Raw genomic sequence first — 17,705 nt, 5'->3', positions numbered from 1 at the left:
GTCTCATTTTGAGACAGTCTTTTTTATTTTTATCCATAAATTTTCATTTTTCTTTTATTAAAGCTTTGTTTCAATTATATTCAATGCATCGCATAATAAATTATGCAAATAATCAAAAATATTCTTAATTGTTTTTATTTTCCGTAACATATTTTTTGTTAGCTTTGATATTCCACAACCAAAACAAATATTTAATATGAAAAAACAATTAACTCTGATTGGAATGCTCCTTATGTCGGGTGTTTCTTTCGCGCAGACTGATCGTCTTTGGTCTGAAGGTTCCAGAAAAACTTCATCTGAGATCTTTGAAAACAAATCGGGCATTGCCAATCCAAAGGTTTACAACCTGGATATCAACGGATTAAAAAACGTTTTAGCCAAAGCTCCCAAAAGACTCGCAGCCGGCGAAAAATCTGAACTCATTATTTCTTTTCCAAATTCTGAAGGCAGAATGGAAAGCTTTAAGGTGAGGGAAAATTCCAATTTTGCTCCTGAACTGGCCGCAAAGTATCCTGACATCAAATCGTATGTGGGAGAAGGGCTGAACGACCCGAATTCTACAGTGTACTTCAGTGTTTCTTCACTAGGTTTATCCTCAATGGAAATCTACGGTGATAAGTCTGCCGTATTTATTGAACCCTATTCCAAAGACCTCTCCACCTATGTGGTGTACAGAAAGTCTGACAAGAAAGATGATCTGAACAAATTTGAATGTACGGTTGTTGATGCAGCTCAAAAAGGAGTAGCCAATTCCGCCCTTGCAGCAAGGCCTAATGCCGACGATGCCAAATTAAGAACATTCAGGCTGGCCTTATCCTGCACAGGGGAATATACATCCTATTTCGGAGGAACAAAAGCCCAGGCTTTAGCGGCGATGAACAATACAATGACCCGTGTAAATGGGGTATTTGAAAAAGACTTCGCAGCAAGAATGGTTCTGATCGCCAATAATGATGCGGTAATCTATACCAATGCCTCCACAGATCCTTATTCCTCTTCTTCCGGAATGAGCAGCTGGAACTCTCAGCTTCAAAGTACATTAACTTCAGTTATCGGTGAATCCAACTATGACATCGGACACCTGTTCGGAGCTTCAGGAGGCGGTGGAAATGCAGGATGTATCGGATGTATCTGTACCAACGGCTCTAAAGGAAGCGGGTACACTTCTCCGGCAGATGCGATTCCATCAGGAGATAATTTTGACATCGATTATGTAGCCCATGAAATGGGACATCAGTTTGGTGGAAATCACACCTTCTCCCACGGAAACGAAGGAACAGGGGTGAATATGGAACCTGGATCCGGATCCACCATTATGGGATATGCAGGAATTACCGGACAAGATGTACAGCCACACTCTGATGCATTCTTCCATGCAGTAAGTATTCAGCAGATTACTAATAATATCAAAGCTAAAACCTGTCCGGTAAGTACCAACACAGGCAATGCAATTCCAACAGCTAATGCAGGTTCGGATTATACCATTCCGAAAGGAACTCCATTTGTACTCACCGGTACCGGTACTGATGCTGATGGAGATTCCCTGACGTACATCTGGGAGCAGATGGACAATGCATCTTCTTCGCAAACAGGAGCAAGTTCTGCGGCCAGTGCCTCCAAAGCCTCAGGTCCTAACTTCAGATCGTGGACACCAACTACTGTTCCGGTAAGATATTTCCCTAGAATGGCTTCAGTTCTGGCAGGTGCGACCACCACCGCGGGTTCAGAAATTACAGTAGAGGCTCTTTCTTCGGTAGCCAGAACATTAAATTTCAGATTTACGGTCCGTGATAATAAAGCGGGAGGTTCAGGAAATAATTCCGATGATGCTGTTGTTACCGTAAACGGAACCGCAGGACCATTTGTAGTCACTTCACAAAATGCAGCCACTACCTATACCGGCGGAAGTTCTCAAACGGTTACATGGGATGTTGCAGGAACCACTTCAAATGGAGTAAATTCAGCAAATGTAGATATCCTTTGGTCAACAGACAGTGGAAACACATGGACTACCTTATTGGCAGGAACTCCTAACGACGGATCACAAGCCGTAACAATTCCTAATGCGACAACCACTACGGGAAGAATTATGGTAAAAGGAGCCAATCATATTTTCTTTGATGTCAATAATGCCAATATTTCGGTCAATGCAGGATCAGGAACCCCTGATACCGTAGCGCCTACTGCACCTACCCTCGCAGCATCCGGAACAACAGCAACCAGCACCAATCTTTCGTGGTCCGGCGCTACAGATAATGTAGGTGTGACAGGATACGATGTGTACCAGGGAGCCTCATTGATAGGTTCCACCGCTTCTACCACGTATACTGCGGCAGGACTTAGCCCGTCTACAACCTACACATTCTCCGTTAAAGCTAAAGATGCAGCTGGAAACACTTCCACATCAAGCAACTCCGTAAGTGTTACAACTCTTGCAGGGGGAACTGTTACTTACTGTTCGGCTTCGGCTTCCAATACAGCGGATGAAAGAATAGGAAATGTAAAATTCGGAACCATTAATAATACTTCTACAGGAACTGCAGGGTATGAAAACTTTACTTCTGTATCTACCAACGTTACCAGAGGAAATGCTTATACGATTTCTATAACCCCGGTCTGGACTTCTACAAAATACAGTGAAGCATATGCTGTTTATATAGATTATAACGGTGACGGTGACTTTACAGACAGCGGAGAACTGGCATGGTCTAAAGCAGGATCTACTACAAGTCCGGTTACAGGATCTATTACCATTCCGTCTACAGCTACTGTAGGATCTACAAGAATGAGAGTAATGATGAAATACAGCTCGATTCCTACTTCATCTTGTGAGGCTTACACGTACGGACAGGTAGAAGATTATACTCTGAATATCGTATCTTCCGGAAGAGGTGATCTTTCCAACACCAAAGATCTTATCACTGATATTAAGCTTTATCCGAATCCAGTGAGAGATGTATTATATATTTCCAACACAACAGCAGAAGATTATACAATCTATGATATGGGTGGAAAACGAATAGACTCAGGAAAACTTCAAAGAGGCTCCGTGAATGTAAGCAATCTTATCAAAGGTGCTTATATGATCCAGATCGGAGACACAAGCAAGAGATTTATTAAAAACTAATCCCTTTTTAAATTGACCGATGTGAAAGGCTGCCCGCTTGGGCAGCCTTTTTACTGTTCATTAATCTAAAACAGAAGCTGTTCAATTATTTAAAATGTAAAATATTATACATAATTGATTTATGTATTCATTTAAAATAATCATATAAATATTTTAATTAATAAAAATAATAAATATTTCATTTTTTTAATTTATTTTTATCATTCATTATTCTTTTATTGTACCGTTTGCCCCTATTCGTATTCCGGGGAGCACTGAAAATATTTGCAGTTGGCTCTGCCTTCAGTGAAAACAGTTTTTTTTTGAGATGAGGGTTATGCACTTTTGCTCCCGCATCATTAAAAGCAGTATGAACCATGTTCGAAGGTCAGTCACGACCCATCTGTACTCCCGATACTAATTCATTTGATTTTTTACATTAAAATTTTTTATATGAAACATTTATTTAAGTACATTTTTCTATTAGCCAGTATTTCTTTTTCCGTGAGCTGTAGTTCTGACCGTGATGATGAAACTGATGATCATTCAAACCCCGTTAAAATCGTATTCTACAAAAATGCTGATGAGCTCGCTGCTACGTATGATCCCAACGGTACGGTAAACACAACCATCAGAAACCAGGCATACGACCTGTACAAAAACGGAGAATGGAGCAAGCTGGAAACACTTTTTAAAGCCAATAGCCTTAATGGCGGATGGCCACCAGCTAATGGCGGCTACAATATTGTGGATGACGTGCCTTTCCAGATGGGACAAAAATTTGACCGCTATAGTGGCGCCGTAGGAAACTATACCGGCACAGGAGTGCCTACTTTGGGTGGCAGCTTTACCAGCCCGATCATTAATGGATACGTTTACACTTTTACCCAAAGGGCTTTAAATCAGGAAGAAAACAAATATGATTTCTATTATGAGATTGATGTTGTGAATAATGCACTACCTTTCAAGTCTCAAACCGCCGATATTATCCCATGGTTTAACCAGGCTGGAAATGGCAAACAGACTATGTGGAAGATCCCTATTGACATTACAACAGGCTATCAGAAAACATGGAATAAACTTGCAGAAGAAGGGTATGTAAAAATCACTATTAAAAAAAGTCCAAGCGGAAAATATAACAATCTGGTCGGCACTGTTATCGATCATTAAATAAATACGGATGTATCCTATATTAAAAAGAATAAGCATTACTGAAAAAGCAGTTGTTGCAAAAGACAGCTTCTCCAACGAAGAGATCAGCGGATCTGCGAAAACAAGTTTTATCTGCTGTACCTGCGGAAAGGCAAACCCAATTGAAATCGTTCCCTATCAAACGGGATTTCCGATCATTCAAATATATCAAGAAGATCAAGTACTTTCAAAATCGGAACTGGTACAGGCGGGAGCCGTCCGTGAAACGGCAAACAATATGCTGCATTTTGGAGCATTAACCGTTAGCAATTTACCCACTTTGTATTTCGGAACCAATTGTTCATCGTGTCATTCAAACTATATTGTGGTCTTCGGCTATGGAGAAAAACAGCCCGGATTAACGGTCCTGTCTATTTCAGGTGTTTGGAGCTACCGGGAAATGGTATAACCGCACGATCAGGAATTTAACGTAAAAGGCCACAACTTATTTAATTGTGGCTTTTTTTTTGGGTTTCAATGTCGATTCATAGCTTCAGATTTTATTCACAGGTATTACTTTCGTATGCAGGTTCAATGCATGTAGCATCTTTACAGAAAATGTCAAGCTAAACATTATCAGCATTCATCGTTTTTATACGTTTTATTTTAGACGCTACATTTCACCGTTAGCAAATCGTTTTCTATCTTTGTGGGTAAATTAAAAAAATTCATGGATAAAATTGATAGTCTGAACCAAGTAGCAGAATTCCATACTACTTTTAAAGCCCCTATTTTAGATACCCCACAAATACCTTCTCCGGAAAGATGCAATCTGAGAGTCGAGCTTCTTCAGGAAGAGCTCAATGAATTGAAACAGGCAATAGCTGATCAGAATATTGTAGAAATTGCCGATGCGCTTTGTGATCTTCAATATGTTTTGAGCGGTGCTGTACTTGAATTCGGACTTGGCAATAAATTTGTAGAGCTATTCAACGAAGTTCAGCGTTCCAATATGTCAAAAGCATGCGATAATGAAGAACAGGCCAATGAAACAGTGGAATTCTATAAGGAAAAGGAAGTGGAATCTTTTTATGAAAAGTCTGGAGAGAAATTCAATGTCTACAGACAGGCAGATCATAAAGTATTAAAAAACAAATACTACTCTCCTGCTGATTTGAAATCAATCATTGAGAAATAAAATATGAAAAAATTTATTACAAGCTTTGTTGCCGTTTCAGCTTTATTTTTGGCTTCCCAGCAGCTGGATGCTCAGAAGATTGTGGTTAACCGCGAGGTAGAAACCCAGAAAGACGGTAAAATGCTTTTGGGTCACCAGCAGAAAGAGCAGTTTTTAAAAGCTCCATATGCCGACTGGTACGTAAAGGAACATGACGAGTATGCCATGGACCAAAAAGCCATCAGTGAGCTGAAGAAAGAAAGGTTGGGGTCATATGAAATCATTGTTTTCATGGGAACCTGGTGTGAAGACAGCCACAGAGATATTCCGAGATTGATGAAAATTTTGGAAGAAGTAAGCTTTCCAGAAAGCAAACTGACCATTATTGCTGTCAACCGCAAAAAAGAGTCACCTACAGGAGATGAAAGCCTTTATAATATCCAGAAAGTTCCAACCATTATCCTTAAAAGATATGGGAAAGAAGCAGGACGAATTGTAGAGATGCCTACCAGCGGATATATCGAGAGGGATCTGGCTGAAATTCTGAAAAAGAACGATTCATCTGTAATTAAAGAAATTTTTAAATAGATTTGAGAAATTATAAAACAATATTATCGTTTATAGCTGGCGCCGGCGTTATGGTGCTGTTGTTTTTTGGCCTTAAGTCATGTCTGAACCTGGGTGGAAAAACAGAACAGTCGGATTATTATGTTCTGACCAATCAGATTTCGAAGATGAATAAGATGGTCGTAATGGAACAGAATACTTCTACCATGCAGAAAACAAAAATGGGCTATGAAGTATTTGGGAAAGAAGTATCCAGCAACAGCATCATCACCTATACAAAGACCAATGCCCAGGTTTCTTACGATCTTAATAAAATGAAGATGGAGGTAGACTCCATCAACAAAAAACTGGTCATTACAGAACTTCCTGATGCAGATATCAGAATCACCCCAAGTGTGGAGATCCAGTCTTTAGACGATTCTTTTTTCAACAGGATTTCAGAAAAAGACATTAAAAATGTAACGGCGAAAGCTAAGGAAACAGCCATCAAATCTGTGGATCAGAACCAACTGAGAACGGAAGGGCGCAAGCAATTGATGGAAAACCTTGATCATATTTTCGTTTTGGCAAAGGCTTTGAATTATACGATAGAAGATAAAACCGGAAAGATCGGTATTCTTGGACTCTAAAATTCAAAAGCTATGAACTCAGAAGGAAGTAACAAAAAAAAGGAATCTGCCAATACCGCAGAAACTAAAAAGCAAAATCAGGATTTCCAGAATATTCCTGCCTCATCGAAAAATACCAATCCGCCTGATATTGATAAGAAAGATGTCCAGAAGTCATCAAAAAACAAAACAGGAAAAACGGATAATACAAAAGAGTAAAAAATTCCGTCTCGTGATGAGACGGAATTTTTTATTTTAATGTCGTTGATTCGCTTCATACAAAATGAAGTAATATCATTTCAAAGTAAAAGCTAACCTTCCACCCCTTGCTAAGTGAAACGCCATTACGATCGGAAAATATACAGCATGCAACATCAATGCGTTTCATCTTCATAACGATTTAAAATATCCCGGATCCAAAAGCGAAAGGCTCCGACTCATAAAGAGACGGAACCTTTCTTCTAACTATCTAAGTGAACTTTTTTTGTTTCTATACAATGGTTGACTTCCCGATCTTCACATTTTCAAAATTGTAGTAAGATTTTTCGGAATAACGGATATAATCTGCAATAAAGCTTCCCACCTCACTCGTAGAATAATATTGCTTGGTATTCAGATCAATGGTGACGTACTTATTCTCAATGGCATGTTCTACAGACTGTTTCAATTTACCGGCGGCAGACTGCAATCCCAGATGATCCAACATCATGGCTACACTAAGGATTGATGCTACCGGATTGGCAATTCCTTTTCCTTTTGCCTGAGGATAAGACCCGTGAATAGGCTCAAATAGGGCATTGTTCTCTCCTATCGATGCTGATGGCAAAAGCCCGATAGATCCCCCGATGACACTGGCTTCATCAGAAATAATATCTCCAAACATATTTTCCGTCAAGATAACATCAAACTGCTTAGGATTAAGGATCAGCTGCATAGCTGCATTATCTACAAACATGTAGTCCAACTGAACATCCGGATATTCGGCAGCAATTTCTTGACAGGTTTTTCTCCATAACCTGGAGGTATCCAGCACGTTGGCCTTATCGATCAGGGTAAGCTTTTTATTTCTCTTCTGAGCTTCCTGAAATGCCATATGGGCAATGGGAAGAATGTCTTCACGGCTGTAACGGCACACATCATAGGCATATGCCTCTTCAGGATCTGTAAATTTTTCTCCAAAATAAATTCCGCTTACCAATTCCCGGAAGATCTGAATATCTGCCCCTTCAATAATTTCCTTTTTGAGCGGACTCTTCTCAATCAGTGAAGAATAGGTTTGCAAGGGACGGATATTTGCAAAAAGGCCCAATTCTTTACGAAGTCTTAGCAGTCCCTGTTCAGGTCTTACCTTGGCTTCCGGATTATTGTCAAAAACGGGATCTCCGATCGCTCCAAAAAGCACAGCATCCGATTCTTTACAGATTTTTAAAGTCTCTTCAGGAAGCGGGTTTCCAGTTTTAAAGATTGCTTCTGCACCAATCAGTCCGTAATCGAAATGAAATTTGTATTGAAATGCTTCTGCAATCACATCCAGAATTTTAATGCTTTCACTGATAATTTCCGGGCCAATCCCATCTCCGGGAAGCACTGCGATTTTAAAATAATTGTCTTTCATTTTCTTTTTGTGTTTTTAGTTCAAATTCTCTGATCGCCTGTTTTCTGCTGATTAGAAAATCAATATCGTCATACCCATTTAAGAGGCATATTTTTTTATAAGAATCTAGTTCAAAAGTTTCGGTCGTCCCATTAAAGCTGATGATCTGCCGCTCAACATCCACTACAATTTCATATTTGGGATTTTTGCTGATGCCATTTAAAATTTCTTTCAGAAACCCTTCGGAAACTTTTACCGGAAGAAGGCCATTATTCAAAGCATTTCCTTTAAAAATATCTGCAAAATAACTTGAGACAATTACTTTGAACCCATAATCTGTTAAAGCCCATGCTGCGTGTTCACGGCTGCTCCCGCACCCGAAGTTGTTACCTGCCACAAGAATTTCACCCCGGAAAGTGGGATCATTCAACACAAACCCGGGATCAGGCTCTCCGGTATGCATGCTGAACCTCCAGTCCCTGAACAGATTTTCTCCAAATCCTTTTCTGTCTATGCTTTTCAGAAATCTCGCAGGAATAATCTGATCGGTATCTATATTTTCTGCCGGCAGCGGAACTGCACGGGATTTTATCATAATTAGTTTTTGCATGTATTATAATATTTTTGGACTCAGAGTTACAACAGACCGGAGCTTACTTTTTCAACCTCCTTATGTATTCACAAGAGAGGCAAAGCTATTGCGTAAGCTGCAATGAAAATGATCATTTCTTTGCTAATGTCATCACCTGAGCATCTTTGTCGTTAAGTATATTCTAAATTCTTTTTTTTAATTGACATTTTCAAAAGCTGCAATTCTTCCTTCTATCGCAGCCTTAGCAGCTGTCAACGGACTTGCAAGAATTGTTCTGGCCCCTTGCCCCTGCCTGCCTTCAAAGTTTCTGTTGGAGGTGGATACACAGTACGCTCCTTCGGGAATTTTATCATCGTTCATGGCCAGACATGCGGAACATCCGGGCTGACGGATCTGAAATCCTGCCTCATTAAAAATTTTATCAAGGCCTTCCTCATAAATCTGCTTTACTACCTGCTGCGATCCTGGAACAATCAGGGCTTTCACTGCCTCAGATTTGTTCTTCCCTTTGATATACTGTGCAGCAGACCGGAAATCCTCAATTCTCGCATTAGTACAGCTTCCGATGAATACATAATTGACCTTGATAGTAGACACTGCCTGTCCTGCTTCCAATCCCATATACCGTAAAGCTTTTTCTTCAGATTCATTCTGAGGAGCAGGAATCACTTCGCGGATGGAGATCCCCATTCCGGGATTCGTACCATAGGTAACCATCGGATAAATGTCAGCAGCATCAAACACTAATTCTTCATCAAACTCAGCACCCTCATCGGTTTTCAGGGTCTTCCAGTATTCGATTTTTTCTTCCCATTCCTCATCTTTGGGCGCGAATGTTCTTCCTTTCACATATTCAAAAGTGGTTTCGTCCGGCGCAATCATTCCACCTCTGGCGCCCATTTCGATGCTCATATTACATACGGTCATTCTTCCTTCCATGGACATTTCGCGAAACACATTTCCTGCATACTCACAGAAATAGCCTGTTCCGCCATCAGTTCCTATTTTTGAAATGATGTAAAGAATCACATCTTTAGGCTGAACATTTGCATTCAGTTTGCCATTTACGGTTATCCGCATAGACTTCGGTTTGTTCAGCAGCAGACATTGGCTGGCAAATACCTGCGCCACCTGGCTTGTACCGATTCCGAAAGCTATAGATCCGAAGGCACCATGCGTAGAAGTGTGGCTGTCACCACAGACAATGCTCATTCCAGGCTGGGTAATCCCCAATTCTGGGGCTATAATGTGTACAATGCCCTGATATTGATGTCCAAGACCATATAATTCAATCCTGTTCTTCTCACAGTTTTCAGTCAGCTGCTGAACCTGGGTTCTTGAAAGTTCATCCCGGATCGGCTGTTCCTGCTGTAAGGTCGGTACATTGTGGTCAGCCGTTGCCACAATCTGCTGCGGCCTGAATACTTCCAGATTTCTCGCTTCCAGTTCAGCAAAAGCCTGCGGACTGGTCACCTCATGAATTAGGTGCTTGTCTATATAGATGATCTGCGGACCGTCAGGAATAGTTTCTACCACATGAGCGTCCCAGACTTTATCAAAAAGTGTCTTTTTATTATTATTCATTTTACTTTTATCTTGATTTAAATCAAACCCTATCCTATTTTTCTGGTAAAGGCAGTCATCATCATACTCAGGTCATCGTTACAGATCTCTTTTTTAGCATCTGCAATCTTTAGAAATTCACCATACAGAAAATCAAGTTCAGTCTTGGTAACATCATAACCGATATGCTTGAAACGATATGCCAGTGCAGAGCGGCCGCTTCTTGCCGTAAGAACAATAGAAGAAGCATTTACACCTACTTCAGCAGGATCAATGATTTCGTAGGTCTCCCTGTTTTTAATCACTCCATCCTGGTGAATTCCAGAACTGTGGGCAAAAGCATTAGCTCCCACAATAGCCTTATTAGGCTGTACAGACATTCCCATCAGGTCAGAAACCATCTGGCTCATTTCATTCAGCATTCTTGAGTTTACGTCCGTATGAAGATTTAAATCCCTATGCTGCCTTAAGATCATCACCACTTCTTCCAAAGCTGTATTTCCTGCTCTTTCGCCCAGCCCGTTGATCGTACATTCTATCTGGCGTGCTCCGTTCATTGCTCCGGCGATAGAATTGGCTGTAGCCAAACCCAGATCGTTATGGCAATGGCAAGACAAGACGGCTTTTTCAATTCCTCTTACATTTTCTCTCAGATATTTTATTTTCTGACCATATTCTTCCGGCAGGCAATACCCTGTGGTATCGGGAATATTGAGGACCGTCGCTCCGGCTTTGATCACTGCCTCGCAGACTTCTGCCAGGTAGGCATTATCTGTTCTTCCGGCATCTTCAGCATAAAATTCCACATCTTCCACATAGCTTTTGGCATATTTTACAGCTTCTGCAGCCCGTTCAATAATATCCTCTCTTGTAGAATTGAATTTGTATCTGATATGAGAGTCGGAAGTTCCGATCCCGGTATGTATCCTGGGTCTTTTTGCAAATCTCAGAGCTTCAGCTGCGGTATCAATATCTTTTTTATTGGCTCTGGTCAATCCACATACTTTAGCATTTTTTACCAGTTTTGAAATTTCTGAAACAGATTCGAAATCCCCGGGACTGGAGATAGGAAATCCCGCTTCAATGATATCAATTCCCAATTCATCAAGCCTTTCAGCAATAGCCAGCTTCTGTTCCGTGTTGAGCTTACATCCCGGAACCTGTTCCCCATCCCTCAGTGTGGTATCAAAAATTTCAATTTTTTCGGAATTCATAAATGAAGTTTTTTACTTAATTTTGGATCAAAACTACAGCTTGCAATATTTTTTCATTTTCATTATTTCTGAAAATTACAATATTCAACAGTTGAAGAAACCTTCGTATCTACTTGTTAATCAATTTTTTAAAATATAAAAATTTACAATGGCAGAATTGCAGAAAGATTTTTTGTTTGTATTGGTGAAGTCATTGACAACTTCAGAAAAGCGACAGTTTAAACTGTATGTAAACCGTCTGGGAATTAACGTAGATGCAAAATTTCTACTCTTATTTTCTGAAGTGGATAAGATGAAAGAATATGATGAAAATATCATTATTGAAAAGAAAATATCTACCAAACAGCAGCTTTCCAACCTTAAGGCCCACCTCTACAAGCAGATTCTTGTCAGTCTGCGCATGAACCCAAGCCATCAGAACTATAGAATTCAGCTTAGGGAACAGTTGGATTTTGCGAATATTCTTTACCAGAAAGGACTTTATAAGCAAGCGCTGAAAATTTTAGACAAAACAAAACAAACAGCTTTGGAACTGGATGAGAAAAGCATCGCTTCAGAAATCATTGATTTGGAGAAAGTTATTGAATCCCAATTCATCACCCGAAGTATTGAAGGCCGCGCGGAAGAGCTGATCCGTCAATCCCGTGAAATAAGCAGGCAGAACCGGTATACGACAAAGCTGTCTAATCTTTCTCTGAAGCTCTATAGCGAAATGCTGACGCATGGCTACGTGAAAAACGATATTGACAGAGAGGAAGTTTTAAACTTCTTCAATGAGCAGATTAAAAATATTAGACTCGACCACCTGAACTTTACCGAGAAGCTTTGGTATTTTAAAGCTCACGTCTGGAAAAACCAGCTTCTTCAGGATTATAAATATACGTTAAAATACGCTTACCAATGGGTAGATCTTTTTCATAAAAAGCCGGAAATGATCTTCAGTCACCCTGTATGGTATATTAAAGGCAATACGTATCTCCTGAAAATTCTTTTTCTGTATGGAAATATAGACATCCTTGAAGAGCATTTTGAAAACTTTAACAAGATGGTTCATGCAGAAAATTTTGCGCAGAATGAAAATCTTCAGTCGCTGATTTTTCTTACCCATTACAATACCCTGATGAACATCCATTTTGTAAAAGGAGATTTTTTTGCAGGGACAAAGCTTATTCCTGAGGTGGAATTAAAGATGGAAAAGCTAAGGGAAAGAATTGATGAACATCACTTTATGATTCTCTATCTTAAAATGGCCGCAATGTTTTTTGGCAGCAAAAAATATAAAAAATCAATCGAATATTCGATGCGGGTGATCGAATCTAAAGGAAATGTACAGGAAGACCTGCTTTTCCATACCCGCATACTGATTTTGATGGCTAAATATGAATCCGGAAATGATGAAGACTATGACGAATTCATTGCTTCCACTTCAAAATTTGCGCGAAAAATGAAAAAACCTGAAGACTTTCACTTTGAGAGTATTCAGTTTTTTAAAAACCTGAATAATCAGGTTCCTGATCAAAGATTAAAAGCTTTTGAAAGTTTTGATAAAAAGCTAGAAGAGTTTTCCCAAAATGAATATTACAGAAGATCCCTATTCTATATTGATATTCACGGATGGATAAAATCCAAGGTTCAGAATGTTGATGTTATCGAGATTATCAAACAAAAAGTAAAATACAAAAGAAAACATTAGATAAGACAAGATAACAAATTACAAATAAGGCAATTACATCCCTTTTATAAAGCACAATTTAGTATTTAGAAGTATACTTTCTATCTTATACCTTTGCAGATGCGGCCGTAATCTTCGATGGTGTCCGGATCTGCAAAAGTATAAAGTATGTTCAAAAAAAGACTTCTTTAATGTAATATCATCATCTCTTAATGACACCTATTTTTGATAAAAGTCAATACATTTCTGTGACTGATCTTTTCTACGAGCTCTGAGGAAAACCGCTTTTCAATTTCTTTATTGATGGCTGGATATACCGAAGCGTCAGCATGTTCGGGAAAGAAAAACGGATGTCTGGACAGGTCCGGATGATCTTTCCAGTAGAAGTAGTCGGCTCCGTAAGCAATGCTGTCTTCTCCACCCAGATCAAGTCCGTACTGAATATGCTCGTACAGTCTTTCAGGATGATCAAGATCAACATAATCTTTAATAAAATTGAGCCCGATCAATCCATTTCTTTGAATCACTTCTTTTGCTAGTTCATCAGGGAGATTTCTATTGTTTTTATACACTGCTCTGTAGTTCGAATGACTTGCCAGGATAGGAATTGAATAGTTTCTCTGATCTGTATAATTGAAAATATCATAAACGAGCTGATCGCTGGTATGGGCGAGATCGATCGCAATTTTCCGGTCAGCAATATAATCGATCAGAACTTTTCCGTCTTCCTTCAGGCCTGCTGTTGCATTATTCCCGCCTCCAAAACGGTTTTCCAGATGATGGGTAATTCCGATATAAAAAACTTTCTGAGTATTCTCAATGATGGCTTCGAGATTTTTAAATCCGGAATCCAGCGTCTGATCTTCGTCACAGAACGCTGACGCATTTTCTATAGAGGCTATGATGCCAACACCTTCTTTATTTTCCAGGTTTTCGGAATTTGATCCGTCAAACAGAAAAAAATTTTCGTTTTTTACCAGATCTGCGAATAAACGGCTTTGCTCCAGGCCATAAGCAGGACTTCCGGCTCCTGTCCCTGCATAAATAGCCATCACCTGAAGCTTTACATTACCGTCTTCTAAATATGGTACCGAACAGCCTATTTCTTTGTCGTTTATCGCAGAGCCCTTCTGCAGCAGATAATACAGCAGATCGCAATGCAGATCAATATTTATTGTATTCATAGTAGAATGCAAGGTATGGTTTTTACTTCTTGTTTTTAGCCAGTGTATTATTGATAAATTCAATATTGCTGTTTTCAAAAACTTCCAGCAACTGTGGTACAAAATCGCCGAATGTTTTATATTTTTTCCGGTTAGAATGATAGGCTTTCAGCTTCTCTTCAAGCTGCGGAAGAAAGATAAAGTTATTTTTCAGATGATATTCTTCAAGCCTTTTTGCCCTGTCAGAATCCTTTTGAATTTTTGCTGTCTCTATTTCGCCCAGCCTTACCAGATGCTCTGCCACACAGGTTTGATAATCTCCGTAGCCTCCTGTTTTGATCATGGTTTCCTTTAAATTTGATTTTTCAAACAAATCTTTAAATTTTGACAGCTGATCTTTCCGCTTATAAACTTCTTCATTCACGAATGAATGCCCAAATTCATGGACGCTCAGAAACCTTGCCTGAAACTGGTTGTCATATCCGAACTGTCCAGGCTTTTCAACCCTTACAAAGGGGCTTGCAATCTCATAGATATTCTTTTTACCTGATGGTAAAATCACTTCCGCTCCGATTCCCCTGCCCTCATTATCCTCTATGGGCCACATCATCATAGGGGAGATCAAAACGGTGTATGCATTGAAACCCTTGCCGTAAAATTGTTCCATAGCATGGGTAAAACCAACAGGAATCTGTTGGTTATATTCATTGATTCCGCCAAGATACAGATCCTTATTATCTATAAAAAACTGTTCAATATTCTCCTGGGTATAGAATTGGGAAAGTTCAGTAAGATAATTTTTCACCAGATCGGTTGCTTCCTGATTTTGTTCTTTGGTGAGGTTATTATTGTTGAACCTGTATTCATTAATCCATTCAGAAGATGGAAATTCTTTGTGATATAACAACGGTTTCATCAGGGCATCATTTCCTGAGCCATATTTTTCCATTAAAACATCGTTGAGTTTTGCGGTCTCGATTGCGATTTTTGAATTTTTCAATCGCTCAAACTTTTGTAAAGCATTTTTTACAACAGGCTGATAAACCGAACATTCTTTTATCTTATAGAGTTCGAAATCCTTATTCTGCTTTCTGTGATCTGCCGAGAGGATCTCTGCAAGAAAATAGGTTTCAACATTTTTGTTGTATGTCACCGAAAATCCGGACGCTTTTTCCTGTGAAAAACCAAAAGTTGATGTCAGTGAGACAAAAACGAAAATAATCTTTTTCATATTTAATATTAATTCTCATTCTAAATATATGCTAATATAGTATATTATCTAAAAAATGCGTATTTTTGCATCTTAAAATTTCTTAGTAAACAATGATAAAAATTACACTTCCAGACAATAGTGTCAAAGAATTCGAAGGAGCAGTTACTCCTCTAGATGTGGCAAAATCGATAAGCGAGGGATTGGCTAGAAATACCATTTCCGCAATTGTAAACGGTACACAAGTAGAGACGACCACGCCTATAACCACGGATTCAACGGTACAGCTATTGACCTGGAATGATGATCTTGGAAAGAAGGCATTCTGGCATTCTTCTGCCCACCTTTTGGCGCAGGCAATCCTTGAATTTTATCCTGATGCTAAATTGACCATTGGTCCTGCGATTGAAAATGGATTTTACTATGATGTAGATTTCGGAGGTGAGAGCTTATCCGAGAAAGATTTTGAAAAGATTGAAAAGAAGATCCTTGAAAATGCAAAGAAAGGTTCTACCTTCTCTTTATATCCGGTTTCCAAGGAAGATGCTTTGAAAACCTATGCAGATAATCCTTATAAAGTGGAGCTGATCTCTAATCTTAATGATGGGGAAATCACTTTTGTTACGCATGATGACTTTACAGACCTGTGTCGTGGAGGGCATATCCCCAACACCGGTATCGTAAAGGCTGTAAAGATTTTAAATGCTGCAGGAGCGTACTGGAGAGGAAATGAGAATAACCCCCAGCTGACAAGAGTATATGGTATTTCTTTCCCTAAACAGAAAGACCTTACTGAGTACCTTGAAAGACTGGAAGAGGCTAAAAGAAGAGACCACAGAAAGCTGGGTAAAGAACTTGGAATTTTTGCATTTTCTGAAAAAGTAGGTGCAGGTTTACCGCTTTGGTTACCTAAGGGAACTGCTTTAAGAAGAAAACTGGAAAATTTCCTTTCTGAAGCTCAGAAAAAAGGAGGTTACGAATTCGTAATGTCACCTCATATCGGTGCAAAAGAATTGTATGTGACATCCGGACACTGGGATAAATATGGAGCAGACAGCTTCCAGCCAATTAAAACTCCGAATGAAGGGGAAGAATTTTTGCTGAAGCCTATGAACTGTCCGCACCACTGTGAAATTTATAAAACATCACAATGGAGCTACAGAGACCTGCCAAAGAGATATGCAGAATTCGGTACTGTATACAGATATGAGCAAAGTGGAGAGCTTCACGGGCTGACAAGGGTACGTGGATTTACTCAGGACGATGCTCACTTATTCTGTACTCCGGATCAGCTTTCTGAAGAATTTGAAAAAGTAATCGATTTAACGCTTTATGTATTCAAATCTTTAGGTTTTGAAGATTTTGTGACTCAGGTTTCTTTGAGAGATCCTGAAAACAGAGAAAAATACATCGGTTCTGATGAAAATTGGGAAAAAGCAGAAAGTGCAATCATCAATGCGGCAGAGAAGAAAGGCTTAAAAACGGTTATTGAATATGGTGAAGCAGCGTTCTACGGCCCTAAGCTTGACTTTATGGTGAAAGATGCTTTGGGAAGAAAATGGCAGCTTGGAACCATCCAGGTGGACTATAACCTGCCTGAAAGATTTGACCTTCACTATATTGGAAGCGACAATGAGAAGCACAGACCGGTAATGATTCACAGAGCACCTTTCGGTTCTATGGAGCGCTTTATCGCAATCTTACTGGAAAATACAGCAGGAGATTTTCCTTTATGGTTAAGCCCGGATCAGTTTATAATTCTACCGATCAGTGAAAAATATGTAGATTATTCGAAAAAAGTTTCACAATTTTTGGAAAATAACGATATTAGCGGTCAGATTGATGACAGAAACGAGAAGACTGGTAAAAAGATCCGTGATGCTGAATTGAAGAAGATTCCTTTCATGCTTGTGATTGGAGAAAATGAAGAGAAAGATGGTACGATTTCTGTAAGAAGACGTGGTGAAGGAGATCTTGGAGTCATGAAGATGGAAGATTTTGTTGCGTACTTCAAAAAAGAAGCCGCCATCTAATTTAAAAAAATTAAGGGATTGAAGGATTTTTAAAATTACCGCGTGTAAAAAAATCTTCAGTCGTTTAATGTTCAA

Annotated in this window: 15 protein-coding genes; 9 read left to right on the top strand and 6 right to left on the bottom strand. The window is 39.3% G+C overall.

What is annotated here, in order from left to right:
- Positions 1-196: 196 nt before the first annotated feature.
- The 7 genes from DRF67_RS20085 to DRF67_RS20050 all read left to right on the top strand — a co-directional run bounded on the left by DRF67_RS20085 (position 197) and on the right by DRF67_RS20050 (position 6,808).
- Positions 197-3,127, top strand: a complete 2,931-nt coding sequence (locus DRF67_RS20085) for a reprolysin-like metallopeptidase (RefSeq protein ID WP_115930085.1) — start codon at positions 197-199, stop codon at positions 3,125-3,127.
- A gap of 432 nt (positions 3,128-3,559) precedes the next feature.
- A complete protein-coding gene (locus DRF67_RS20075) occupies positions 3,560-4,276 on the top strand; it encodes a glycohydrolase toxin TNT-related protein (protein ID WP_115930083.1) in 717 nt (238 codons plus the stop codon).
- A gap of 10 nt (positions 4,277-4,286) precedes the next feature.
- Entirely contained in the window at positions 4,287-4,706 is a 420-nt protein-coding gene (locus DRF67_RS20070; RefSeq protein ID WP_115930082.1) for a hypothetical protein, read from the top strand.
- Positions 4,707-4,967: 261 nt separating this feature from the next.
- Positions 4,968-5,435, top strand: coding sequence for a pyrophosphohydrolase domain-containing protein (locus tag DRF67_RS20065; RefSeq protein WP_115930081.1), 468 nt, complete (start codon positions 4,968-4,970; stop codon positions 5,433-5,435).
- Between the two features lie 3 nt (positions 5,436-5,438).
- A complete protein-coding gene (locus DRF67_RS20060) occupies positions 5,439-6,002 on the top strand; it encodes a TlpA family protein disulfide reductase (protein WP_115930080.1) in 564 nt (187 codons plus the stop codon).
- A 2-nt stretch (positions 6,003-6,004) separates the two neighbouring features.
- Entirely contained in the window at positions 6,005-6,610 is a 606-nt protein-coding gene (locus tag DRF67_RS20055) for a DUF4230 domain-containing protein (protein ID WP_115930079.1), read from the top strand.
- A gap of 12 nt (positions 6,611-6,622) precedes the next feature.
- Positions 6,623-6,808: a hypothetical protein gene (locus DRF67_RS20050; RefSeq protein WP_115930078.1), complete on the top strand. Its 186-nt coding sequence runs from the start codon at positions 6,623-6,625 to the stop codon at positions 6,806-6,808.
- Between the two features lie 271 nt (positions 6,809-7,079).
- On the opposite strand, the gene leuB is transcribed toward DRF67_RS20050, so the two are convergent.
- The 4 genes from leuB to DRF67_RS20030 form a co-directional block, all read right to left on the bottom strand.
- Complete coding sequence (gene leuB / locus DRF67_RS20045) at positions 7,080-8,204, bottom strand: 3-isopropylmalate dehydrogenase (protein WP_115930077.1); 1,125 nt, start codon at positions 8,202-8,204, stop codon at positions 7,080-7,082.
- Positions 8,185-8,793, bottom strand: a complete 609-nt coding sequence (gene leuD, locus DRF67_RS20040; protein ID WP_115930076.1) for a 3-isopropylmalate dehydratase small subunit — start codon at positions 8,791-8,793, stop codon at positions 8,185-8,187. The genes leuB and leuD overlap by 20 nt, the downstream gene beginning before the upstream one ends.
- Positions 8,794-8,970: 177 nt before the next feature.
- Positions 8,971-10,359, bottom strand: a complete 1,389-nt coding sequence (leuC, locus tag DRF67_RS20035) for a 3-isopropylmalate dehydratase large subunit (protein WP_115930075.1) — start codon at positions 10,357-10,359, stop codon at positions 8,971-8,973.
- A 29-nt stretch (positions 10,360-10,388) separates the two neighbouring features.
- Complete coding sequence (locus DRF67_RS20030; RefSeq protein WP_115930074.1) at positions 10,389-11,552, bottom strand: 2-isopropylmalate synthase; 1,164 nt, start codon at positions 11,550-11,552, stop codon at positions 10,389-10,391.
- 148 nt (positions 11,553-11,700) lie between these two features.
- On the opposite strand from DRF67_RS20030, the gene DRF67_RS20025 reads away from it, so the two are divergent.
- Positions 11,701-13,245, top strand: a complete 1,545-nt coding sequence (locus DRF67_RS20025) for a hypothetical protein (RefSeq protein WP_115930073.1) — start codon at positions 11,701-11,703, stop codon at positions 13,243-13,245.
- 188 nt (positions 13,246-13,433) lie between these two features.
- Here the strand turns inward: DRF67_RS20025 and DRF67_RS20020 are convergent, their stop codons facing one another.
- Positions 13,434-14,408, bottom strand: a complete 975-nt coding sequence (locus DRF67_RS20020; RefSeq protein WP_115930072.1) for a dipeptidase — start codon at positions 14,406-14,408, stop codon at positions 13,434-13,436.
- Between the two features lie 22 nt (positions 14,409-14,430).
- Complete coding sequence (locus DRF67_RS20015) at positions 14,431-15,618, bottom strand: DUF4932 domain-containing protein (RefSeq protein WP_115930071.1); 1,188 nt, start codon at positions 15,616-15,618, stop codon at positions 14,431-14,433.
- Positions 15,619-15,710: 92 nt separating this feature from the next.
- Here DRF67_RS20015 and thrS point away from each other — a divergent pair, with 92 nt between their 5' ends.
- Positions 15,711-17,630 carry a threonine--tRNA ligase gene (thrS, locus tag DRF67_RS20010; protein ID WP_115930070.1) on the top strand — a complete coding sequence of 640 codons (1,920 nt, stop codon included), beginning with the start codon at positions 15,711-15,713 and terminating at the stop codon, positions 17,628-17,630.
- Positions 17,631-17,705: the final 75 nt, after the last annotated feature.

The sequence above is a fragment of the Chryseobacterium pennipullorum genome (assembly GCF_003384725.1).
GTDB lineage: Bacteria > Bacteroidota > Bacteroidia > Flavobacteriales > Weeksellaceae > Chryseobacterium > Chryseobacterium pennipullorum.
This window is presented reverse-complemented; position numbering and strand designations above follow the sequence as displayed.